This window comes from Acinetobacter haemolyticus, from assembly GCF_003323815.1.
Taxonomy (GTDB): Bacteria; Pseudomonadota; Gammaproteobacteria; order Pseudomonadales; family Moraxellaceae; genus Acinetobacter; species Acinetobacter haemolyticus.
Genome location: NZ_CP030880.1, coordinates 2,194,079 through 2,218,716, shown reverse-complemented (window position 1 = coordinate 2,218,716; position 24,638 = coordinate 2,194,079). Strand labels below are relative to the sequence as shown.

General features: G+C 38.7%; 21 protein-coding genes. 15 read left to right on the top strand and 6 right to left on the bottom strand.

Going from position 1 to position 24,638, the window contains the following annotated elements; all coding sequences use genetic code 11:
• Positions 1-206: 206 nt before the first annotated feature.
• Positions 207-2,270: a TonB-dependent receptor plug domain-containing protein gene (locus DS737_RS10165; protein WP_113997445.1), complete on the bottom strand. Its 2,064-nt coding sequence runs from the start codon at positions 2,268-2,270 to the stop codon at positions 207-209.
• Positions 2,271-2,547: 277 nt separating this feature from the next.
• Here DS737_RS10165 and DS737_RS10160 point away from each other — a divergent pair, with 277 nt between their 5' ends.
• From DS737_RS10160 to DS737_RS10145, 4 genes are all read left to right on the top strand, one after another.
• Positions 2,548-4,728 carry a TonB-dependent receptor gene (locus tag DS737_RS10160; protein WP_113997444.1) on the top strand — a complete coding sequence of 727 codons (2,181 nt, stop codon included), beginning with the start codon at positions 2,548-2,550 and terminating at the stop codon, positions 4,726-4,728.
• Positions 4,729-4,915: 187 nt separating this feature from the next.
• The gene (locus DS737_RS10155) at positions 4,916-5,101 is read left to right on the top strand and encodes a hypothetical protein (protein ID WP_004638515.1); all 186 of its coding nucleotides are present in this window, start codon (positions 4,916-4,918) and stop codon (positions 5,099-5,101) included.
• Between the two features lie 325 nt (positions 5,102-5,426).
• Positions 5,427-6,746: an NCS2 family permease gene (locus DS737_RS10150; protein ID WP_004638516.1), complete on the top strand. Its 1,320-nt coding sequence runs from the start codon at positions 5,427-5,429 to the stop codon at positions 6,744-6,746.
• A 78-nt stretch (positions 6,747-6,824) separates the two neighbouring features.
• Positions 6,825-7,823 (top strand): adenosine deaminase, encoded by a 999-nt coding sequence (locus tag DS737_RS10145; RefSeq protein WP_113997443.1) that lies wholly within the window; start codon positions 6,825-6,827, stop codon positions 7,821-7,823.
• Positions 7,824-7,865: 42 nt separating this feature from the next.
• On the opposite strand, the gene DS737_RS10140 is transcribed toward DS737_RS10145, so the two are convergent.
• Positions 7,866-8,420 carry a cytochrome b gene (locus DS737_RS10140; protein ID WP_004638518.1) on the bottom strand — a complete coding sequence of 185 codons (555 nt, stop codon included), beginning with the start codon at positions 8,418-8,420 and terminating at the stop codon, positions 7,866-7,868.
• Positions 8,421-8,636: 216 nt separating this feature from the next.
• On the opposite strand from DS737_RS10140, the gene DS737_RS10135 reads away from it, so the two are divergent.
• On the top strand, positions 8,637-9,017 hold the full coding sequence (locus DS737_RS10135) for a hypothetical protein (RefSeq protein WP_004642122.1): 381 nt from the start codon (positions 8,637-8,639) through the stop codon (positions 9,015-9,017).
• Between the two features lie 39 nt (positions 9,018-9,056).
• Complete coding sequence (gene rnhB, locus DS737_RS10130; protein WP_017396200.1) at positions 9,057-9,623, top strand: ribonuclease HII; 567 nt, start codon at positions 9,057-9,059, stop codon at positions 9,621-9,623.
• Positions 9,624-9,674: 51 nt separating this feature from the next.
• Here rnhB and csrA read toward each other — a convergent pair whose 3' ends face one another.
• The 3 genes from csrA to alaS form a co-directional block, all read right to left on the bottom strand.
• A complete protein-coding gene (gene csrA, locus DS737_RS10125) occupies positions 9,675-9,938 on the bottom strand; it encodes a carbon storage regulator CsrA (protein ID WP_005082058.1) in 264 nt (87 codons plus the stop codon).
• A gap of 232 nt (positions 9,939-10,170) precedes the next feature.
• Complete coding sequence (locus tag DS737_RS10120; RefSeq protein WP_004638520.1) at positions 10,171-11,451, bottom strand: aspartate kinase; 1,281 nt, start codon at positions 11,449-11,451, stop codon at positions 10,171-10,173.
• A 63-nt stretch (positions 11,452-11,514) separates the two neighbouring features.
• Complete coding sequence (alaS, locus tag DS737_RS10115; protein ID WP_171287585.1) at positions 11,515-14,163, bottom strand: alanine--tRNA ligase; 2,649 nt, start codon at positions 14,161-14,163, stop codon at positions 11,515-11,517.
• A gap of 255 nt (positions 14,164-14,418) precedes the next feature.
• Here alaS and DS737_RS10110 point away from each other — a divergent pair, with 255 nt between their 5' ends.
• The 4 genes from DS737_RS10110 to DS737_RS10095 all read left to right on the top strand — a co-directional run bounded on the left by DS737_RS10110 (position 14,419) and on the right by DS737_RS10095 (position 18,826).
• Positions 14,419-15,444, top strand: a complete 1,026-nt coding sequence (locus tag DS737_RS10110; RefSeq protein ID WP_005082062.1) for a type I glyceraldehyde-3-phosphate dehydrogenase — start codon at positions 14,419-14,421, stop codon at positions 15,442-15,444.
• A gap of 33 nt (positions 15,445-15,477) precedes the next feature.
• On the top strand, positions 15,478-15,792 hold the full coding sequence (locus tag DS737_RS10105) for a hypothetical protein (protein WP_113997441.1): 315 nt from the start codon (positions 15,478-15,480) through the stop codon (positions 15,790-15,792).
• Between the two features lie 487 nt (positions 15,793-16,279).
• Complete coding sequence (locus tag DS737_RS10100; protein ID WP_017396205.1) at positions 16,280-17,446, top strand: ATP phosphoribosyltransferase regulatory subunit; 1,167 nt, start codon at positions 16,280-16,282, stop codon at positions 17,444-17,446.
• Between the two features lie 60 nt (positions 17,447-17,506).
• Positions 17,507-18,826, top strand: coding sequence for an adenylosuccinate synthase (locus DS737_RS10095; RefSeq protein ID WP_005082071.1), 1,320 nt, complete (start codon positions 17,507-17,509; stop codon positions 18,824-18,826).
• Between the two features lie 372 nt (positions 18,827-19,198).
• Here the strand turns inward: DS737_RS10095 and DS737_RS16230 are convergent, their stop codons facing one another.
• The gene (locus DS737_RS16230; RefSeq protein WP_113997440.1) at positions 19,199-20,203 is read right to left on the bottom strand and encodes a helix-turn-helix transcriptional regulator; all 1,005 of its coding nucleotides are present in this window, start codon (positions 20,201-20,203) and stop codon (positions 19,199-19,201) included.
• Positions 20,204-20,413: 210 nt separating this feature from the next.
• Here DS737_RS16230 and DS737_RS10085 point away from each other — a divergent pair, with 210 nt between their 5' ends.
• The 5 genes from DS737_RS10085 (at position 20,414) to DS737_RS10065 (ending at position 24,638) form a co-directional block, all read left to right on the top strand.
• Positions 20,414-21,964 carry a circularly permuted type 2 ATP-grasp protein gene (locus tag DS737_RS10085; RefSeq protein ID WP_113997439.1) on the top strand — a complete coding sequence of 517 codons (1,551 nt, stop codon included), beginning with the start codon at positions 20,414-20,416 and terminating at the stop codon, positions 21,962-21,964.
• 72 nt (positions 21,965-22,036) lie between these two features.
• Entirely contained in the window at positions 22,037-22,639 is a 603-nt protein-coding gene (locus tag DS737_RS10080) for an alpha-E domain-containing protein (protein WP_113997438.1), read from the top strand.
• Entirely contained in the window at positions 22,636-23,415 is a 780-nt protein-coding gene (locus DS737_RS10075) for a transglutaminase family protein (RefSeq protein ID WP_113997437.1), read from the top strand. The genes DS737_RS10080 and DS737_RS10075 overlap by 4 nt, the downstream gene beginning before the upstream one ends.
• Positions 23,416-23,431: 16 nt before the next feature.
• On the top strand, positions 23,432-24,166 hold the full coding sequence (locus DS737_RS10070; protein ID WP_004638533.1) for a proteasome-type protease: 735 nt from the start codon (positions 23,432-23,434) through the stop codon (positions 24,164-24,166).
• Positions 24,167-24,212: 46 nt separating this feature from the next.
• On the top strand, positions 24,213-24,638 hold the full coding sequence (locus DS737_RS10065) for a BLUF domain-containing protein (protein ID WP_075315780.1): 426 nt from the start codon (positions 24,213-24,215) through the stop codon (positions 24,636-24,638).

The following is a 24,638-nucleotide window of genomic DNA, read 5'->3' as shown; positions in this document are numbered from 1 at the left end:
TTTTTCTCTTTGATCTATTAATGCATTAAATTTCTACTGTATTTGTACATGATAACAGTCATGTTGCAAACGATCATTGAGATCTTGTTTATTTTTCATAAGATAAACATAAATCTCAATATAAGTAGCAAGAAAAAAGCCAACGACGAAGGTCATTGGCTTTTTGTGAAACGGTGTTCGGTTTACATCAATAGATTTTATGAAGATTAAAACTTCTTTTCGAGTGTAAATTGAAAGTTAGGAATACTTTCATTGCTTCGTGCTTGATACAAACGACCATCAGATTGATAAGTCAGGCGCTCTTTATAATCGGTGCTGAGGATATTGTTTAAGTTCAAGCTTGCAGCCCAACCATCTGCAAAACGTTTGGTTGTACTTAAATTTAAACTAAAACGTTCATTGGTTGTACGGTCATAAGGTTGACCATCCAACGCACGTTTAAATTCTGGGGTATAGCTCATGTTTATGCTGTTGGAAAGCTGCCACGGCTTATAACTATAAGATAGACCTGTACTGATATTGTATGGTGCAACATCGCTGACAAGACGTTCATGTTGTTGCTGATTTTTAATGGTTGCACGCACAGTAGATATTTGTCCATTAAGCATAAAGGCATGACCTGCTTCAGTTTGTTTTAAAGCATAACGACCAGAAATTTCGACTCCATAAGTAGTTGCCTCATCTTGGTTTTGTGGACGTTCAACATAACGATTTCCTTCCAAACTGACGACTTTTTCGATGTAATCTTTAATTTCTCGATGATAGGCAGTCAAGCTGATACCTCCACTCGCTGAGTCATAAGCAAGCGTTGACTCAATTGCATGAATTTTTTCAGCTTTCAGATTTGGATTGCCACCACGATCTGGATTGTTTAATGAGCCAGCATCATTATCTGTTGAAACGGTGACGGTAGGAATTAAACGATCTGATTTAGGGCTACGAAAGGCTTGGCTTAAATTAGTTTGCAATGACCATTGATCGGTGAGGTTAAAACGGTAAGCAAGTACTGGACTGAGATGTTGATCTTGGTAGTCAACCAAGCCAGAACGATCGATCCACTCTTGACGTGCACCTAAGGTCATCGTTTGGCGATCGGTAAAACGCCAACTTCCTTCTCCGTACACTGCATAGCGTTGTTCATTTAGGCTTTTGCTAACATTACTATCGAGCTCATTAAAACGACTGTCTAGACCAAATTTAAGTTGACGATTTGAATCCAACTTTCTCGTTCCATCATAAGCCAAACCATATTCATTGATGGTTTCATCTGTGTAGATTCGTTGCTCTGGTGAGCGAGTTAGTTGGCTTTCAGTCTGTCGTTCAATTGAAAAACGAATTTTATCACTGAGATTTTTGTCTTTTCGTTCATAACGTGTGTTTAATCGGATACTGTCATTTTTATCATCTTGTATTTGATTGGCTGAGTGACCCTCCATTTTTATGTTGCGGTAAAACAACTCTGCAATGAGTTTTTGCTGATCATCCAGATCGTATTGTAGACGTGGAGAAAACATCTGCATGTTTCGATTTACAGTACGAACATTTTCACGTGTACCTGTTTCAGATTCGGTTTTTGAAATAGAGGTATTATCGATCCACATTTGATTGGCGGATAGACTATAAGACCATTGATTTTCACGACCATCTGCTTGGACATTGATCTGCTTTCTTTCCATTTCTTGTTGCCCGCTTTCACGTAAGCCATAACCTAACTTAACTGTGCCATTTATACGGGTGTTGATTGGTTCTTTTAAAATAATATTAATGACCGCTGATGAAGCAACTGAAGATTGTGCCACACTCGGTTGTTTAATGACTTCTATACGTTCAATCATTTCTGGAGTGATGGTGTCAATAATTGACATGCCACCACGCGGACCACCTTGTATTGGTTCACCATTAATCAAAAAAGTCGGCGCACCACCACCGCGAAAACGCATACCTGAAGCACCTCCGCCTCCGCGTGGTCCTTGACCAAAGCTAGGTAATTGAAAACCTGCTGCACGGCGTAAAGCATCCATTACAGATTGATCGCCATATTCAAGCATTTCTTCACGGCTAATAATCGTCTTGGGTACCGCGCTGATATCATCATCTTGTTGCTTTTGGGGTTCAGCGGATGCATTAAATGTCAATGTAGGAAGCACTTGAGTGGCAGTGTCTACTTGCGGGGAATAAGAACTATAATCTTCAGCAAAAACGAAGCTACTCATTGTGAATAGGGCAGAGCTTAGCAGACTCAACTTCCCATGGTAGAGCGATGGTTTCATTATAGTTACCCCAAAAAATATCAAATTATTTTGTGTGTAGCCTAATGTAAAATTGTGTAGAAAAGTGGAATTTGATCAGCAAAATCGCGGGAATTTTTATAAAAAATAGCATTTAGTATATTCGTTGAGGTTTGCTTGGATAGTATGCATAAGAAATAATCGAAAGCATGAAGAAAAAATATAAATATGATGAAAATGAGAATTATTTTTATTAAAATTGTAACGCATTTTATTATTTTATTTTTTGAAATTTAGTCTGAGTTTTTTTGGAATTTTTATGAAGTCTGCTGCGTTAGGGTTGTTCGAACAGCCCATTTTTAAATTTAGTGTATTGAGCTTGATGTTGTTGCAAGCTCAGCATGCAATCGCAAATGAACAAACCGCTGTCATGCCTACAATTAAAATTGAGGCGATGAGTGAGCTTGATCCGATCAAAAGTTATATTGATTATGATCAAGCGAGTGTGACGCGTAATGGATTAAAGAAAAAAGATATTCCGCAAACCATTGATACGATTGATGTGCAGAAATATAAAATTTATGGCTCAAATGATTTAAGTGTGATGTTGCAAGGTACGCCAGGCGTATCAACGAGTTATGATATGCGTGGTGATGGTATCAGCATACGGGGTTTTAATGCTGATACTGGTGATATTTATCGAGATGGTATTCGTGAAAGTGGTCAAATACGTCGGAGTACAGCAAATGTTGAACGTATCGAAATTTTAAAAGGTCCAGCATCTGTACTTTATGGTCGTAGTTCAGGTGGCGGTGTGATCAATATGGTGAGTAAATTTGCCAATTTTGACTCTAAAAGTTCGGTAGGGATTTATGGTGGATCATATGATAACTATGGAACAACGTTGGATTTCAACCAAGTTCTAAATGATAACTTTGCTGTCCGTTTGACAGGAGAATATGGCGAGTCGAACAGTTTCCGTTCAGGTATCGAAAACAAAATCGAGATGCTTTCCCCAAGTTTTACATATAAAAATGATGATGGCTTAACTTGGACAATGCAGTATACCTACGATAAATTACATCGTGTTCCAGATCGTGGCCCTTCATTTACTGCTCTACCTAAAGGTACATCAATCAAAACAGGTTTTGCACAAGAGGGTGACTATGTAAATGACATTTTACAAGTTGCACGATCTGACCTGAATTATGAGTTTGCACCAAATTGGAACTTTCATTGGGCTGTTAGCTATCGAGAAACTGAGCAGAATTTTGATCATTTTTACTTGGGTAGTCTTTGTTTAACAGATGTAGGAGCTTGTAATGGACATGTCGGTGATATTTCACAGCTCTACTATTGGCAGCAAACAAGTAACAAAACTACAAGTAATACCTTTGATATTCAGGGTGAGTTCAATACTGGAAGCATAAAACATAATTTATTGCTGGGTGCTGATTGGACCTATGAACAACGCGAACCTTTGCTTGCAAATCAAAATGAAAATGGTACGGCTATTTATGGTTATGTAAATCCGTTAACTGGGGAACGTAGTCATTCAAGAGGTACAGGTGCTCTAAAAATACGAACACATAACTATAACCAAGGGGAAGGCTATGGTGTATTCATTCAAGACCTGATTAGTTTTAATGACTATTTCAAAATGATGTTGGGTGGGCGCTATGATTACTTCCACTCGCAAACAACTAATCGTTTGAAGACAAGTGAAGAGAAGGATTACCAACGTAGTATTGATGGAGAAAGCTTTAGTCCAAACATCGGTTTTATTTGGCAGCCTGTAGAAAGTCAAAGTTTCTATGCTTCTTATAGTAAAAGTTTTGCTCCATTTGGTGGTCGAGTGGGAGTGAGTGTCGTATCTGCGGATACAAATGTTAATGCGTTTGATGCCGATCCTCAATACAACGAGCAATACGAAGTTGGTGTAAAAAGTGATTGGTTAAATGATCGTTTGAATACTCAATTTTCTGTTTTCGATATTCGTAAGAATAATATCCGCTATAAACCAGATCCTGAGAATAAACCAGAAGAATGGGCAGTTGGCGGACAGCATCGTTCTCGAGGAATGGAGTTTAGCTTTATTGGTCGTGCACTCGATAATGTTTTTGTACGAGGTGGATACAGCTATATAGATGCAGAAGTTACTAAAGATAAAGAAAAACCAAAAAATGTTGGAAAAGAACTGAATAATGTACCAAAACATATAGGTAATTTATTTGTTCGTTATCTACCTACAGATAAAATCTATGGAGAAATTGGTGCAACTTATGTAGGAGATGCGAAGGTATATCTAAATGGTAATTTAGATAGAGAACCGACCGATTTTAAGGGGTTTACACGTCTCGATGCTGCGATTGGTTATAGCGCTGCCCCTTGGAACCTGACGATTGCTGTCAATAACTTGACCAATAAAGAATATTGGCGTTCAGACTCGATGCCAGGCACACCACGTAATTTCTTGGTACGTTTAAACTATCAATTCTAATGGCTTGAACAAGTCACATATAAAAAAGCACTTTTGATCAACAAAAGTGCTTTTTTCTTTCTTATAAACGTAGGACGCCATACGCAAACTATAAAATGCTGTCAGAAAGGAATTAATTTAGAAAAATAACTACAAAGTCACAAAATTTGTTAGAATCAGAGAAAACACTAACAAAGAGATAATAATAATGAAGATCGCACTTGTACTCCTATTCTTATTTTCTATTCTCGTTTTGGGTTATACCAGTTATGAAGATGCACAGACGAAAAAACGTCAAGAACTTATGAAAGTTGTTCATGAAGCTGAGCATAGTTTGAATGAAATTCAACATAACCCACATACACATTTGAGCAGTCTAAAACAAACTAAATAGGTAACAAGATCTGCTATAAGATTTTGAGCTAATTTGATGCATTTGTCGCGATCAGTAAGTCATCTTTTTTTGATTGAAGGTACGCAAGTTCCTATTAGAATCTGCTAAAATATTTACCATTAAATAAAAAGCTGCATATTGTTATGCGGCTTTTTATATTTTGATAGCGGAATTAGATTTATACATGTTTTGATGTGACGCATATCGAGCTGGCATATAGATTGCTTTCAGCTTTGTATACCTTTTGGTGAAAAATTCAAAAAAGTTTGAAACACAAAGGTATAGATTTTATCTCCTACGATCTTAGATTTTGACAGGTGCTATTATGGCAACGCCTAATGCTTCGGCAGGTTTGTTAGAACGCTTATTTAAATTAAGCGATAACAAAACGAGTTTTAGAACAGAAGTTCTTGCAGGTGTAACTACATTTTTGACCATGTGTTACATCATTATTGTAAATCCATTGATTCTTTCAGAAACAGGAATGGATCATGGTGCTGTATTTGTAGCAACCTGCTTAGCTGCGGCGATTGGCTGTTTGGTGATGGGGTTAATTGCGAATTATCCAATTGCTTTAGCCCCAGGTATGGGCTTGAATGCTTACTTTACATACTCAGTATGCTTGGGTATGGGAGTGCCTTGGGAAACCGCTTTAGCAGCAGTATTTATTTCTGGTTTGGTTTTCCTTGCGATTAGCTTTATGAAGATTCGTGAAGCGATTGTCAATGCTATTCCGATGTCGTTGAAACTGGCGATTGGTGGTGGTATTGGATTATTTCTTGCTTTGATTGCATTAAAAAATGCTGGGATTATTGTTGATAATCCTGCAACTTTAGTCGGTTTAGGGGATATCAAACAACCAACAGTGTTACTCGCTTTATTTGGCTTTTTAATGATCGTGGTTTTGCATCAGTTCAAAATACGTGGTGCAATCATTATTAGTATTTTAGTGATTACCGCAATTGCAACAGCTTTAGGTTTAAATGAGTTTAAGGGTGTAGTTGGTCATATTCCATCAATTGCTCCAACATTTATGAAAATGGACTTTGAGGGTCTATTCACTGCCAGCATGATCGGCGTTATCTTCGTATTCTTCATTGTTGATTTATTTGACAGTACAGGAACCTTGGTTGGTGTTTCACACCGTGCGGGTTTGTTGAAAGATGGTAAATTACCGCGCCTGAAAAAGGCATTGTTTGCTGATTCATCAGCAATCGTTGCAGGTGCTGCATTAGGTACATCATCAACAACTCCGTACATTGAATCGGCTTCTGGGGTTGCTGCAGGTGGACGTACAGGTTTAACGGCGGTAGTAGTTGCTGTGTTATTTGTTGGCTGTTTATTTTTAGCACCACTTGCTCAATCTGTACCAGGTTTTGCTACAGCACCTGCATTGTTGTTTATTGGAGTATTGATGATTCAAGGAATCACCCATATTGATTGGGATGATATCACTGAAGCAGTACCTGCCTTTTTAACGATCGTATTCATGCCATTTACCTATTCGATTGCGGATGGTATCGCAATGGGCTTTATTAGCTATGCATTGGTTAAACTACTTACGGGCAAAGCAAAGACAGTACCTTATATGGTCTGGATCATTGCAGCACTGTGGGTATTTAAGTTTGTTGCATTTGGCGGTTAAGTCGCTTAAAAATTAGAAACCTTTTAAAGGGTGTACCTGATTAGGCAACACCCTTTTTTATTTAGACGCGGAGTTAATATGAATCAAGTCGAGCTGATTCGTGCTTTACCCAAAGCCGAGTTGCATGTGCATATTGAGGGTACTTTTGAACCAGAACTGATGTTTGCAATTGCACAGCGTAATCAGATTCAGATTCCTTACCAATCTGTCGAAGAAGTGAAGCAAGCGTATAACTTCCATAATCTTCAATCTTTTTTAGATATTTACTATGCAGGCGCAAATGTGCTGGTGTATGAACAAGATTTCTATGATCTGGCTTGGGCGTATTTTGAAAAATGCGCTGAAGATCGAGTCGTGCATACAGAAATGTTCTTTGATCCTCAAACACATACTGAGCGTGGTGTGGAGTTTGCTACCGTCATTGCTGGCTTAAAGCGTGCTTGTAACGATGCCAAAGAGAAGCTTGGAATTAGTTCACAGTTAATCATGTGTTTCTTGCGTCATTTAAGTGAAGAGAAAGCCTTTGAGACACTTGAGCAAGCATTGCCCTTTAAAGATGACATTATTGCAATTGGACTTGATTCAAGTGAAGTCGGGCATCCGCCAGCAAAATTTGAACGTGTTTTTGCCAAAGCGCGTGAAGCAGGTTTCTTAATCGTTGCACATGCAGGTGAAGAAGGCCCTCCAGCATATATTTGGGAAGCTCTGGACTTACTCAAAGTCAATCGTATTGATCATGGTGTTCGTTCAGAAGAAGATGAACAACTTATGGCGCGCTTGATTGCAGAAAAGATGCCATTAACTGTGTGTCCTTTAAGTAATCTAAAGTTATGTGTAGTAAATGATATGGCAGAGCATAATATCCGCCGTTTACTGCAAAAAGGTGTGCATGTCACAGTAAACTCTGATGATCCTTCATATTTCGGTGGTTATATGAATGATAACTTTGTTGCGATTCAGCAGGCCTTAGAGTTATCCAATGATGAGCTAAAACAACTTGCGATTAATTCATTTGAAGCGTCATTTATATCAGATGAAGAAAAGCAAAAGTGGATTGATGAAGTAAAGAAAATTTAAACGGAAAAAACCGCATGATGCGGTTTTTTTATATTCAAGGGTTTATTTAGGTTGTTTTAACATGCTTCGTAAGACATTATCTTTATCGATAAAATGATGTTTAACTGCCGCTAAAGCATGTCCAACGATCAGTAACCCTGCAAACCATGACAAATAAATATGAAGTGGTTTTACAATTGCTAGAAGCTCTGGATTATCTTGAACTAATCTTGGAATTTCGAAAAGATATAACACAGGCGCAGGATGACCAGCACTCCAACTAAATAAACAACCAGTGATTGGTAATGCCAAGAGCATTAAATAAAGTAGGAAATGTCCAACATGCGCCAAGGTTTTCATCATTGGTGACATTGTGTCGGGAAGTTTGGGAGCGGGATGGGTATAACGCCAAAATATTCGAATAAGGACCAAGAAAATAATCGTCGTTGCAATATTCTTATGTAAGGTAATGACACTGCCTTTGAAGCTACCATCAACTTCGTAGCTTAGAAAATTTCCACTATAAAAACCAATAAGCCATGCAACAATAAAAATCGCTGCCATGAGCCAATGCAATACTTGTGCTGTACGGGTGTAGTATTGTGCTGAGGTTGACATCGCAACATCCTAGCTGTGATATGAGTCATTTGATTCTAAATATGGAAATAAACGTCTCATACTATGTATATGTAACAGAGCGTTTTATCCTTAGGACGTTTAATTAGAATGCAATAATTCAAATTGTTATATTCTGTAAAATTGAATTTAGGTCATATCATAAATGCTCGCGTTTAGGCACAATACGCCTGCCAAAATTTAGGTAGGTAAAAAAATATGAAAAAATTAGTATTGACTGTTGCTCCATTGGTTTTAGCGGTTGCAGGATGTGCTGCGACAGATACAAATAACCCTACAGCAACCTCACAGCAATTGGGTATGGCTGCTTTAAAAGTTGCTGTAAATGCAAAGTGCTTAAATGAAATCAACAATATTCCAGCATGGAAAACTGCTACACGTCTTATGAGCACAGAGCAAAGAAACGAGATTCAAACCAATGTGTGTGGTTGTGTCAGTGATAAAGCACCTGAAAGTGTGACTGCCTTTGATCTTGCAACGGCAGCAGTTGATCCTGCTGCACGCGCTATGATTGTAAATAAGGTAGTTACGGAAACTGTAAATACCTGTGTGAATGAAGCGTTAAACAAAGCGAAGTAGTAAATGAGGCTGTATCAGCCTCTTGTTGAGAGATGTAATATGACGATTGCTGGTGTCGATGAGGCAGGGAGAGGGCCTTTAGTAGGTTCTGTGGTTGCTGCGGCAGTAATTTTGGACCCAAATAATCCAATTGAAGGTCTAAATGACTCAAAAAAGTTGACCGAAAAGAAACGTGAAAAATTATTTGCAGAGATTCAAGAAAAAGCACTCGCTTGGTCTATTGCTGAAGCAAGCCACGTGGAAATCGATGAATTTAATATATTACAAGCCACCTTCCTTGCGATGCGTCGAGCAGTAGAAGCATTAGCAACTCAACCAGCAAAAGTGATTGTGGATGGTAACCAAATCCCTAAAGGAATCAATATTCCTTGTGAAGCAATTGTTGGTGGTGATGCAACGCATGCTGAGATCAGTGCGGCCAGCATTCTGGCTAAAGTTACGCGAGATCGCCAAATGAAAGCTTTAGATTTGGAATATCCGAATTATGGTTTTGCTAAGCACAAAGGTTATCCTACTAAGGCTCATTTTGAGGCGATAGCAATACATGGGGTAATTGATGAGCATCGACGTAGTTATGGACCAGTCAAGAAAGCACTAGGCTTATAAGCAATTAAAGCGACTATTGTAGTCGCTTTAATTATTGAAGAATTCGGTATATTAACGATTAAAGTTATTATGTTGAGAGAAATCATTACTCTCTTCTTCATACGTATGTTGATAATCTTGATCAAGATGTTGTAAATGCTCATGCATGGCACGTTCATGTTGGATACGTTGGTAAATTTCCTCACGATGCACAGAAACTTCTTTTGGAGCATTTACACCAATACGCACCTGATTGCCTTTTACGCCAAGCACAGTAACACTGACTTGATCCCCAATCATTAATGTTTCTCCGACACGACGGGTCAGAATCAGCATGTTTATCTCCTTGCTAAACGCTTAAACTTGCGACAGGGAATTCATTGTTCGAAAGCACAGCCTAATATACAGAAAATTCTAACAAAATTATGTAAAAAATTTTTTTTCGTAAATTTTGTGAGAACTTTCTTAAAACCTCTGCGCTAATATAACAGAGCCACTATTAAAAAAACTATAGTGGCTCTGTTTTTTTTATTATTTACTTGAAAGTAAATATTTAACTAGCTACAAATTAAGCACGTGCGCTGCTTTCACCATGCTCGCGGTCTAGACCAAAAGCTGTGTGTAAACAACGAACTGCTAATTCTAAATAGTTTTCTTCGATTAACACAGAAATTTTAATTTCTGATGTAGAAATCATGAGAATATTAATGCTTTCTTCAGCTAAAGCTGTGAACATTTTACTAGCAACGCCAGCGTGTGAGCGCATGCCTACACCAACGATAGAGACTTTTACAATATCATCACGCGTAACAACTTCACATCCTTCAATGCTACTCGCTGTTTGCTCTAAAATTGCTTTTGCTTTAGCAAGATCAGTACGATTTACTGTAAAAGTGAAATCAGTTGTACCATCTTCTTCTACATTTTGGATAATCATATCCACTTCGATGTTGGCATTACTAATCGGCGACAAGATTTTTGATGCAATACCAGGCTCATCAGGCACGCCTAGAATCGTTAATTTTGCTTCGTCACGGTTAAATGCAATACCTGCGATGATTGGTTGTTCCATATCGTCTTCCGCCTCAGTGGTAATTAGTGTGCCTACATTTTGTTTAAATTCTTCGTCAAATGCGCCGTCATTGTCATTATCGAAACTAGATAATACGCGTAATGGGACTTGGTATTTACCAGCGAACTCAACAGAGCGAATTTGTAAAACTTTTGAACCCAAAGATGCCATTTCTAGCATCTCTTCGAAAGAAATACGATCAACTTTCTTTGCTTTGGGAGCAACACGAGGGTCAGTGGTGTAAACGCCATCAACATCAGTGTAAATCTGACATTCATCTGCTTTCAATGCAGCTGCGATGGCTACACCAGATGTATCAGAACCACCACGACCTAAAGTTGTTGTATTGCCATCAGCATCAAAGCCTTGGAAACCAGCAACCACGAGAACACGACCTGCATCTAAATCTTTGGTCATCACATCGGTATCAATAGACTCTATACGTGCTTTGGTAAAAGCACTGTCAGTTTTGATACCAACTTGACGACCAGTATATGATTTAGCTTCTACACCAATAGAATTAAGTGCCATAGCTAACATGGAAATCGTTACTTGTTCACCCGTTGACACCATTTGATCAAGTTCACGTGGGTCAGGGGTGCTGGTAATGGCTTTAGCAAGCGCAAGTAAGCGGTTGGTTTCACCACTCATAGCAGACACGACCACGACCACCTTGTGACCATGATCATGCCAACGCTTGACACGACGAGCAACATTTAAAATGCGCTCAGGAGTACCCATAGAGGTACCGCCATATTTTTGAACGATTAATGCCATAGTTGTTCCATATAAGCCATGACCCTGAGAGGCATCAGGGTCAGTTACACAAAAGTGAAGTTCTTATTGCTCAAGCCAAGCAGGCAATGCCGCAATGACTTGGTCGAACTTCTCGTTTAGTGGCGCGCCACCTTGTGCTAAGTCAGGTTTACCACCACCTTTACCACCAAGTTCTTGAGCTAAGTGTTTGATGATGTCACCTGCCTTTAGATTTGCAGTATATTGTTTAGCGACAGATGCGATTAAACTCACTTTATCGCCTTCAATGCCAGCTAAAATAATGACTGCATCTTCCAATTTTGATTTTACGCTGTCATGTAAATTGCGTAATGATTTGGCATCTAAACCTTTCACTGTTGTAATGAGTGTTTGACGTCCAGCAATGTCTTTCACCTGATCCAATAATTCAGCCGCTTGGAAGCTTGCTAATTTTTGATTCAGTTGTTCGATTTGCTTTTGTAAGCTTGAAGCTGTTTCAACAACTGCTTCAACTTTTTCTACAGTTTGGTCTTTCTGAGCTTTTAATAAGCTGTTAATGGTTTGAATGTCATGATCTACTTTTTGCACGACTTCAAGTGCTTGAGTACCAGTAACGGCTTCGATACGACGAACGCCAGCAGCGACACCGCCCTCAGATGTGATTTTGAACAGACCAATATCACCAGTACGCTTAACGTGAATACCACCACAGAGTTCGATAGAGAAGTTCTTCTCTTCAATCACGGAGCCCATAGATAACACACGAACTTCGTCACCGTACTTTTCACCGAACAACATCATTGCACCTTTGGCTTTGGCTGTTTCGATATCAAGTAATTCGGTTGTCACTGGGGTGTTTGCTATAATTTCTGCATTAACCAAACGTTCGATTAGTTGAAGCTGTTCAAATGTCACCGGTTGGTCGTTTGCAAAGTCAAAACGTAAAATGTCGCTAGCAACGAGAGAACCTTTTTGCTGAACATGATCACCTAAAATTTGACGTAAAGCTGCATGTAATAGGTGTGTTGCAGAGTGATTACGTGCAGTTGCTGCACGAATGTCTGCTTTGACGGTTGCTTCAACACTTTGAGTCGCTTTTAGGCTACCCACGGTTACGATACCTTGGTGAACAAAAGCGCCACCAGATTTCTTGGTATCTTGTACTTCAAAGATACCTGTATCGTTTTTGAAGATACCTGTGTCACCGATTTGACCACCGCTTTCTGCGTAGAAAGGTGTTTGATTCAACACAATTAGGGCTTCATCACCTTCATTGATCTCGTCAACCTGAATACCATCTTTATAGATCGCAACAATTTGACCTTGGCCATGAGTTGCTTCATAACCGTCGAATTGGGTTTCACCTTCAACTTTCACAATGCTGTTATAGTCTACTGCGAATTTTCCTGCATCACGTGCACGTTGACGCTGTGCCGCCATTTCGACCTCAAAACCAGCTTCATCGATTGTTAGATCACGTTCACGTGCAATATCTGCGGTTAAATCTGTTGGGAAACCATAAGTATCATAAAGTTTAAATACCGTTTCACCTGCAATCACATTACCTTTGAGTTGTGCGAGTTCACCCTCAAGTAATTTCAAACCTTGTTCAAGTGTTTTAGCAAACTGTTCTTCTTCACGGATTAACGTTGCTTCGATGACATCTTTGCGAGCAGCAAGTTCAGGATATGCTTCGCCCATAACCTCAATTAAAGGTTGCAACATTTTGTAGAAGAATGTACCAGTAGCCCCAAGCTTGTTACCATGGCGTACTGCACGACGAATAATACGACGTAATACATAACCACGACCTTCATTTGAAGGGTTTACGCCATCGGCAATTAAGAAGCAGCAAGAACGTGCATGATCAGCAACTACACGGAGTGATGGTTGACCTTCATCCTCTATACCAATGATGTTGGCTGCCGCTTTTAGTAAGTGTTGGAATAGGTCAATTTCATAGTTTGAGTTGACATGTTGAAGTACAGCAGAAATACGTTCTAAGCCCATCCCGGTATCAACAGAAGGTGCTGGAAGAGGGTGCATCACGCCATCCGCAGTACGGTTGAACTGCATGAAAACGTTATTCCAGATTTCAATGAAACGATCGCCATCTTCTTCTGGCGTACCCGGTAAACCACCCCAAATGTGGTCGCCATGATCGTAGAAAATTTCTGAGCAAGGACCACAAGGCCCTGTATCACCCATTGCCCAGAAGTTATCCGAAGCGTATTGACCACCTTTATTGTCGCCAATACGGATGATACGTTCAGCATCTACACCGATTTCTTTATTCCAGATATCAAATGCTTCGTCATCAGTATGATAAACCGTGACATATAAACGATCTTTCGGTAAGCCTAACCACTGTTCGCTAGTTAAAAATTCCCAAGCAAATTTCAAGGCATTTTGTTTGAAATAATCACCAAAAGAGAAGTTGCCCAACATTTCAAAGAAAGTGTGATGGCGTGCTGTATAACCTACGTTGTCGAGGTCGTTGTGCTTACCGCCAGCACGGACACATTTTTGTGATGAAACAGCACGGACATAGTCGCGCTTTTCTAAACCTAAGAAACAATCTTTAAACTGGTTCATACCAGCATTGGTAAACAGCAAAGTTGGGTCGTTGGCGGGAACGAGTGAGCTCGAAGCGACACGTGTATGCCCTTGCGATTCAAAGTAACGCAAAAATGCTTCACGAATTTCAGCTGATGTCATAAAACGAGTACTCACAACCAAGACACTCCATAATTTTGAATTTGGCTATATGCAATTAAGGTGATTGTTAAAGGTTCTACAATCGAGCCTATCGCATGGCATGGATTTTAAAAGTGCTAAATTATAACGGAAAATACCTATCCGACCAACGATTTTACAAGCAATATCATATAAAACTGTGTTTAAGCTAAAAATCTATATTCAACAGCGCGCTTCATGTTTTACCATATAGCACATAAATGATGATGTTTTGATGAACAAGGGCTCTGCATGCAACGTATCGCTATCAATGGATTTGGTCGAATTGGCCGGAATGTATTACGTGCATGGTTTGAAAATCCTAAACAGTTCCAATTTGAGATTGTTGCAATTAATGACGTCGCTGACGTACAAACATTGGTACATCTATTTAAATACGACACAACACATGGGCGCTTTGCTGGACAAGTTGAAATTCAGATTGAAAACCAACATATTTTTTTAAATATTCAGTCCCATCAGCGTCAGCTTAAACTGCAGGTATTTAAACAAGAGCAGCCTGAGTTGCTTCCTTGGAAAGATTTAGAGATCGATGTGGTGCTGGAGTGTACAGGGTTATTCCGTTCGCGAGCGGATGCAACTCGTCATATTGAGGCAGGGGCGAAACGCGTCATTATTGGTGCGGCGCCATTTGATAGTGTGGATGCTGCAATTGTTTATGGTGTAAACCATGCCGATGTAAAAGCAACTGATCAAATCATCTCTGGCGTTTCATGTACCACGCAAGCTTTAGTCCCTTTAGTGAAGATTATTGATGATGCTTTTGGTATTGATACAGCCTTAATGACTGAAATTCACGCAGTGACTGCTGATCAATCTGTTTTGGATCATGCGCATCGTGATTTACGCCGAGCACGGGCTTCAGGTCAGAATATTATTCCAACGACGTCAAGTGCTTTAGGCGCATTGAAACGCGTTATGCCGAAAATGGAAAATCGAATAGATGGTTATTCCATCCGAGTGCCAACGATTAATGTTGCAGCAATTGATTTAACCTTTGTATCGCATTCACCAATTACGGTGCATAAAGTAAATGAAATATTAGTCAAGGCTGCACAGTCTGATTATGCACAGATTATGCAAGTGACCGATGAAGATCTGGTCTCTAGCGATTTTAATCATTCGCCATATTCCTTAATTGTAGATTTGACTCAGACCATGGTTGTCGGTCATCAAGCCAAAGTTTTTGCGTGGTATGATAATGAATGGGGATACGCAAATCGTTTACTCGATTTGTGTGAGTCGTTTGACTCATAAATTTTATAACTAAAAAATAATTTGGAGATTTAAATGATATTTATGTTGATGTGGGGATTTATTGCTATTTTATTATTGGCGGTTGTATTTTTATTTTGGTTTCAATTTAAAACGAAGTCAGAAGCAACGTATGATGCTCAGGTGTTACAAGTTGAAGAAAAAGTTTTGCATTTGGAATTACATTTAAAAAAAGGCTTAGAAATTATGCAAGATATGGCCAAAAAAATGCATGTGCAACAAGAGGTTTTAGATAAAACCATTGCGAATGTTGCCGCTTTGGAAAAACAGAATGCTGAGTTAGTTAGTGTTTTAGAAATGATGATTAAAACTGGGAATAAGAATTCTTGATATTAATTTACTTATTAATCGAATAATTTGAATATAAAAGAGATTAAGTTATCACCAAAATGTCTTAAACCAAATTCGAGAAGGGTATGATGCTGCGGGCTATCTTGGTGGACCTAAATCTTTGATTAGGTAAGTTTATGAGCTGTTTTTCCAAAATAATCATTGGACGTATTTAAATATAAGTCTTATTTATTTTCTTTGGCTCGTCTTTTTGTCAATTGGTCGTACAGCTATTGGGCAGTTCTTTGGACAGCGAACTTGGGTTTTTGAACCTAATCAATAATGGTAATTTATTGAAATTAATGATTAATTAAATAAAAACTGTTTGTTTTTTATAGGGTGGAATAAGCAGTTTTTATGCAAATTCTCAGGTGCATCATGTAAATCTTCATGCTACACTACGCTGAATCGGGCATTCACCCGATTTTTTTATGTGGTTGCTTTTTATGTGGATGCCTCCACGTTGAACAGATTTTAGGTTTGGAACATGACCATTTCACAGACATGGTTGCTCCCTGACGGGGTAGCAGATGTATTGCCCGAACAAGCGCAAGTCGTTGAAACATTGCGCCGAGAAGCTTTAGATTTCCTCGCCGTTCGAGGTTATCAGTTGGTGTATACGCCATTTATTGAATACATCGAATCGTTGTCTTCACTTTCAGAATCCAATCAAGATTTAGATTTAGTTACTTTCAAAGTGATTGATCAACTATCTGGTCGTTTGCTTGGTGTTCGTGCGGATATGACACCACAAGTTGCACGTATTGATGCTCATGTTCGACCAATTGAAGGTGTGGCTCGTTATTGTTATGCGGGCACGGTATTACATACTAAACCTCAAAACTTTAATTCAACGCGTGCACCTTTACAGTTGGGTGCGGAGTTGTACGGTCATGACAGCATTGAAGCCGATGTTGAAATGATTGATGTGATGTTGGCCTTACTTAAACATACGCGTCGTTTAGAGGGTGTTCATCTAGATTTGGGACACGTTGGTTTATTCCGTAGTTTAGTAAAACGTGCTGGATTAAATAAAAATACTGAAAGTGAACTCTCTGATTTATATCAGCGTAAAGCATTACCTGAGCTTGAAGAATTTACTAAAGATTTAGCTATGGGCGCTGATTTTTATGCATTAGGTCGTTATGCAAGTGATCTAGATGCGTTAGAAAGTCACTTAAGCCAAGATATTCTAAAGGATGAAGATTTTAAAAATGCTTTTGATGCATTGAAATCAACATTCGCACAAATTCAATCACGCTGGCCGAATTTAAACATTGGCATTGATGTCATCGAATTACGTAGCTACCACTATCATACTGGTCTGATGTATGCCATTTATGCACCAAACCGTGCGGCACCACTTGCACAAGGTGGTCGATATGATGGTATCGGTGAACATTTTGGACGCGCGCGTCCAGCGACAGGATTTAGTTGTGATTTATATGCTTTAGGTGCAACACAGTTTGTAGATATTGAGACTGTTGTTGCTCCAAAAGGTAATGATCAAGATTTATTGAATGCAATTGTAGCTGCTCGTAGTCAAGGTTTACGTGTGGTGCAATTGTTAGGTAATGATGATTTAAGCTCTGTCCCATATGCGACCCATCAAATGGTGTCTCAAAATGAACAGTGGATTATTGAAAAAATTTAATCGCTAAGTTATTTGAAAACTTAGTTTCCAATTTTAACAGCATGATGTAATGAGGCTATTATGGGCAAAAATGTTGTGGTACTTGGTACCCAATGGGGCGACGAAGGAAAAGGTAAAATCGTCGACCTGCTCACAGATCAAGCGGCTGCGGTAGTTCGCTATCAAGGTGGACACAACGCAGGTCATACTCTTGTGGTCGGTGGTAAGAAGACTGTCTTACACCTCATTCCATCAGGTATTTTACGTGAAAACGTATTGTGCTTAATTGGCAATGGTGTAGTGCTTTCTCCTGAAGCATTAATCAAAGAAATGGCGATTTTGGAAGAGGAAGGCGTACCTGTTAAAGAACGTTTGCGTATTTCTCCAAACTGCCCATTGATTTTGCCAAACCATATTGCGCTTGACCAAGCACGTGAGAAAAAACGTGGTAATGCTAAAATTGGTACAACAGGTCGTGGTATTGGTCCAGCTTATGAGGATAAAGTTGCCCGTCGTGCGGTCCGCGTAGCTGATTTGATTCGTGGCGGCGCTTTGCTGGAAGAAAAACTTCAGGAAATGCTTGAGCTTCATAACTTCCAACTTTCTCAATTCTATGGCGTTGAAGAAGTGAAGTTTGAAGACGTTCTTGCGCTTTGTAATGAATGGCGTGAAGTGCTTGCACCACTCGTGATTGATGTAACTAAAGTGTTACATGATTACCGTAAAGAAGGTAAGGCAATCATGTTCGAAGGCGCACAAGGTTCATTACTTGACATCGATCACGGTACTTATCCTTACGTAACAAGTTCAAATACAACTGCTGGTGGCGTAAGCTCTGGTTCTGGTATGGGACCATTACATTTAGACTATGTACTCGGTATTACCAAAGCATATACGACACGCGTAGGCGCAGGCCCATTCCCAACAGAATTGCATTATGATGCTTCGACGGATACAGGTGATGCGATTGGTCGTCATTTAGGCACAGTAGGTCATGAATTTGGTGCTTCTACTGGTCGTCAACGTCGTTGTGGTTGGTTTGATGCTGAAATCTTACGTCGTTCAGTTGAAGTGAACTCTTTATCGGGTATTTGCTTAACTAAGCTCGATGTATTAGATGGTTTAGAAGAAATCAAAATCTGTGTAGGTTATGAAGATGTAGATTCAGGCTGTGCAGGTTCTTCTGACGCGATTTCATTTGAAAGCTTGAAGCCGATCTATGAAACAATGCCTGGTTGGAGCGAGTCAACAGTAGGTTTAACTCAAGTTGATCAACTTCCTGCGAATGCTTTGGCATATGTTAAACGTCTTGAGCAGTTGATTGAATGTCCAATTGATATTATTTCAACTGGTCCTGATCGTGCAGAAACAATTGTATTACGTCATCCATTTTCAGCATAAGCTGATGTGATGATTGAAAAGCTCCCATATGGGGGCTTTTTATTTTTATAGATTTATATATTTAAAATCTCTAGCTGATAATTAGATTTTTATTGCGATCTTTGTTATTTCACAGACTGAAAAATTCTCGTTATATTTGTTTTACGTTCAAACAAAGAGGGTTTAATCATGACGAAAAAAACGATTCGCTACAATGGATATGAGCTAGCATGCCGATGTTAATTCATTATCAGCTTTTCATCGTTGGTGGGACTTATTTTGATCTGGCGGGCATAAAAATAAGTCCTATACAGTATGTATAAAAATAAAAACCTTATCTTTAAATAAAAAATTCTAATAAGTCTAAGAGAACCAAATGGTTCTCTTTTTTCTTTAATTTTCTTCAACTTCCTTCACCGCATTATATACAGCAGCAGGTTCGATATTGAGCAGTTTCTTGCCAAAACTTCTGAGCCACCATACCAATTGTGAGGTGAAGGGAACTGTTGCAGATACTTCAACAATATTTTCTTCGATAGGGATAATTGTTTGGTCTTTACTTAATTGACTTTCATAGAAGCTTTGGGCCGTATTTTCAGTCATGGTAAGCTTCAACAAAATTTGTTCTGTTGGCTTACTATAATCAACTCTAAAACCAAGTGCACCAGAGTCAATATAACCATCGATATCGAAATTAACGGGGTGTAAAGCACGATTATCAAGTACCGTGGCTGCTTTAAAACGGTGCAAGGCAAAGGTTTGTACTTCAGTTTTGTCATTTCGAGTACAAATTAAATAAATTACAGCACCTTTTTGAACCAAAGCAAGCGGATTGAGGATATAGGTTTTATCTTCACCTTGATTGGTTCTAGCACGATAAACACATTCAATTTGTTTGTCTTGTAATAAGCCTTCATAAATGGCTTGTTGAGCTTGTTTATCGACAACAGGAGGGATGAGAGGTTGGTTAGCAGGTACAATCCGAACACGGTTAATCCACTGTCTTACATTATTCTGAGTTGAAAGATTTCGTTTAGCGAGGTCAAACCAAGGTGTCATTTCTTCTAGCAAGCTTGGTGGAAGTAAATGTCTTAGGTGTTCTTCAACCATCATAAAAGTGACTGCTTGGGAGCTAGTCATATGAGGCAAACTTTGAATCGGTGCATCTGAGCGCCAACGCCAGCCTTGGGGTACGGTTTTATTACTTTCAATCGGAAAGCGTTGCGCGATTTGATTTAAATCACGTTGAATGGTGCGTAGACTGATCTCAATACCTTCACGTTCTAATATTTCTTGTAATTCACGTGTACCCATCCATTTTCCAGTTGATAGGCGTGATAGGATTTGCCATTGGCGATATAAGCTGTTCGATGTTTCTTTTTCTTGTGTGGAAGACATAAGCGTAATACGTAATTAAGTGGTCTAAAGCAGACACAATAAAAAATCTATCTCTATTTATCAAGTCAATCACATTTAGATTACGCTTTTACGACTGAAAAGCATTGGGATTTGCTCGAATATCTTAAGTCTGATTAAAAAATAAACGAGTTATTAGTGGCACTGAAATTGCTTATTTGATTTATGTATAAATGATGAGACGAGGTTTCTATGTCAGAACAAGAACACAACCTAAATATCACTTCAGAATATTACACCGCAGATCAAACAGCGGCGGTTTCATTGCAGTCGTCTACATTTATCCAGCAGCTTCAAGCAAAGGTAAATCTATTTGAACAACTAAAATCCCAATTCTTTAATGAAATGTTAGATGATCATAGCTTTAATGGTGAGGCATCTAAGAAGATTGAACAATGGTTGAGTCTGCGTAGTTTGGATGAGCTGAACCGCTTAGAGTCTGAGGCAAAGCAGCATTTCTTGTATCAAGGCATTACTTTCAATGTGTATGGTGAGGAGGAAGGATTGGAGCGAACGATCCCTTTTGATTTGATTCCTCGAGTGATAGAAAAAAAGCAATGGGAAAAAATAGCTGCCGGTTGTACGCAACGAGTAAAAGCGCTCAATCATTTTTTAGATGATATTTATCACGGGCAACACATTCTAAAAGAAGGTTTGATTTCAGAGTATCAAGTCATGACACATGAAGCATTTCAGCCTCATATGTTAAAACACCATTTAAAAGGAAAAATTTATTCGCAGATTAGTGGTATCGATATCATACGAGATGGAAAGGGTGATTTTTATGTGCTGGAAGATAATTTGAGAACACCTTCTGGTGTTTCTTATATGCTTGAAAGTCGAAAGATTAGTCAAAAGTTAATGCCTGATTTATGTACGAGTAATAATTTACAAAGCATTGAACAGTATCCAACTTTACTTCGAGCGATTCTTGAGGAGAATGCGTATGTCGATAATCCATTGATTGTAGTGCTGACACCAGGTCGATTTAATAGTGCTTATTATGAGCATGCATTTTTAGCTAGAGAAATGGATGTTCCCCTTGTTACGAGTCGTGATCTTTTTGTAGATGATGATAAAGTTTTTGTCAAAACGATTCGTGGTCGTCAGCAAGTGGATGTGATTTACCGTCGTTTAGATGATGATTTCTTAGATCCTTTAATCTTTAGACCTGATAGTACATTGGGTGTTGCAGGACTAATGTCTGCTTATCTTCAAAACAATGTTGTAATTGCAAATGCGCCAGGAACTGGTGTGGCTGATGACAAGTCAATTTATCCTTATGTGGATCAGATGATTCAATTCTATTTGGGTGAAGCACCGATTTTAAATAATGTGCCAACCTATCAATGTAGAGATGTTGATCAATTAGATTATGTATTAAGTAATTTAGAAAAGTTAGTTGTTAAAGAGGCCCAAGGCTCTGGTGGCTATGGGATGTTAATAGGCCCGCAATCAGATCAACATCAAATTGAATGCTTTAGACAAAAGCTTATGGCAAACCCACATTCGTATATAGCACAACCCACTTTGGCATTATCAGTTGCACCAACACTTACAGATCAAGGTGTGGCTGAAAGACATATCGATTTGCGTCCATTTATATTAAGTTCACCATATCGTACAGAGATTGTTCCTGGTGGTTTGACTCGTGTTGCGATGCAAGCTGGATCTTTAGTTGTCAATTCATCTCAAGGCGGAGGGATCAAAGATACTTGGGTTGTAGAAACATTGCGTTCTTAAAATCATTCTTAAATCGTGAGGGATTTTTATAAAACTATTGTGATTTTAGAAATGAATTTAAGGAGAAATTGGATGATTTTACTTCGCTCTAGTGCACAACATGTATATTGGTTAGGTCGTTATTTATATAGAATACAATATGTTACTAATCAGTTGCCCTTTGCGGATGACCGGCAGGCTGCGGATTTTGCATACGCTCTTTGTTTGCAGATAGATAGCGCCGATAACTTAAATCAATTTATGTTAGACAAACAACAGCCATTTTCGCTGTTAAATCAATTAGAGATTGCTCGTGACAATATTCATGAACTAAGAGGATTATTGAGCGCACAGGCTTATGCTGAGCTGAATTTCTTGATCAAAAATGTGGAAGCAAATGCTTTAGATATTCAACGCATAGTGAATAGATGTTGTGAGCTTTTAACAGCAGAGCAAGAGGATATTTCTTTATTTTTTAGAATAGGTCAATGTATAGAGCAGATAGATACTTATTTTAGGTTTTATCAAAATATTCATAAGGTTATGAGTGTAACAGAATTAACGATTCATCAGTTGTTTGATTTAGGCTGGTATGAATTACAACCTAGTTGGGAGGTTTTTAAATCTGAACCTTATATTAACCAGTTTTATGCATTTACTTATCGGTTGGAGAATCAATTTGAGGTGTATGCATGAAACTTATGGTGAATCATCAAACACATTATCGTTATACGCAGACTGCACGTAATAGCGTGCAGTCGATAAAAATGATGCCTCAAAGTTCTCAACATCAAACCGTTGAAACTTGGCATATTAGTGTGCCAGGAGAGTCAAACTGTAAAAGAGATGCATTTAATAATCTTTGGATGACAGCAACACAAAGGCATGATTATCGCTATTTAACGATTATGGCGCAGGGAGTTATTGATTTACATGCGACTGAGTTAGGCCATTTTGAAAGTCATATTTCTCCGATGTTGTTTTTACAGCGCACGATGATGTCTTGTTATGATTCAACGATGCTAGACTTTGCGAAATCTATTGTTCTGCGTTTAAATCGTCAGCATTTGATTGATTTGTCAGAAGCAATCCTAGAACGTGTGCCTTATCAACCGCAAAGTACATCAGTGACAACGTCCGCCATAGATGCATTTTATGCGGGACAAGGAGTGTGTCAAGATCATGCACATGTCTTTGTTGCTATGTGCCGTGCTTTGCAGATACCTGCACGATATGTTTCTGGTTATTTGTATGATCAAAACCAACCGCACCTTGCCAGTCACGCATGGGCGGAAGCATTTGTAGAGAATCAGTGGTATTGTTTCGATATTAGTAATCAGATATTTGCTCCACAAAATCATATTTATGTTGCAATCGGACGTGATTATCTCGATGTCGCACCTGTTCGTGGTGTGCGCGAGCAAGGAGGAGTTGAAAGCATGATGTCTAGTGTTCAGGTTTTGGCGTGTTGAGTGTAAAGAGAAAAAGATGACCTATTGTTGTGCATTGAGATTAGAACAGGGTTTGGTGTTGATTAGTGATACGCGCACCAATGCAGGGGTCGATCATATTTCTGTATTTCGTAAATTGCATACTTTTGGTGTGGTTGGTGAACGCTTTATCGCAATTCAAACAGCAGGGAATTTGGCAACAACGCAAGCTGTGATTAGTCATTTGCAAAACGCGCTGAATTTTAATCACGAGCCAAACTTGTACAGTGCAAATAATATGTTTGAAGTGGCGGAACTAGTTGGCAAAACATTAAAAACTGTATTGGAAGATATTACTTCGAATACTCAAGAACAGATGAATTATTCTGGAAGTATTTTGGTGGCTGGTCAAATTAAAGGGGAGGAAATGCAATTATATAATGTTTATCCTCAAGGAAACTTTATTTCGGCCACTACAGATACTCCTTATTTTCAAATTGGTGAAAGTAAGTACGGTAAGCCCATTCTTGATCGTGCTTTACATTATGATATGCCTTTGGATGATGCTTTACGTTGTACATTAATTTCTTTTGATTCAACTTTACGCTCCAATGTTTCTGTTGGCTTACCTTTAGACGCTTTGGTTTATTATAAAGATAGTTTTATTATTCCTAAAGGAAAGAGAATCGGGGAAGAAGATCCTTATTTTACCCAAATAAGTAAACAATGGTCTGAAACGTTAAGGCGCGGGTTACAAGAATTACCGAAACCGACTGAAGATTATTGGGTTTAATCAAAAACTTGGGCATAATCAAGTTGAACCTATAAGAGTTATAAGAATGCTTTTTCAATTTTGTTATGCCAGTAAAGCTTTATCAGATCCACAGAGCCTATTGTCTGATTTGAGAGATATTTTAAATGAAGCACATCATTTTAATTATTTGAATCGTATTTACGGTGTGCTTTATTTCGCGGATGGTTATTTTTTCCAATGCTTGGAAGGGGATCAAACCACCATTATGCAATTATTTGAAAAAATTAAAAAAGATAAGCGGCATGAGCAAATTCACGCATTTCCCGCACGGAATGTAGAACAAGGGCTTTTTCAAGATTGGTCTATGAAGTTTGTACGGAAAAATAGCGCTATTTCGATTTTCTTTCAACAACTTGGACAGGAAAGTTTTAATCCTTATCTTTTAAATAAGGATTCAATTTGTGCATTTATTCCCTTGTTGGCTGAAATTGAAATGGATCAAGTAAGTTAA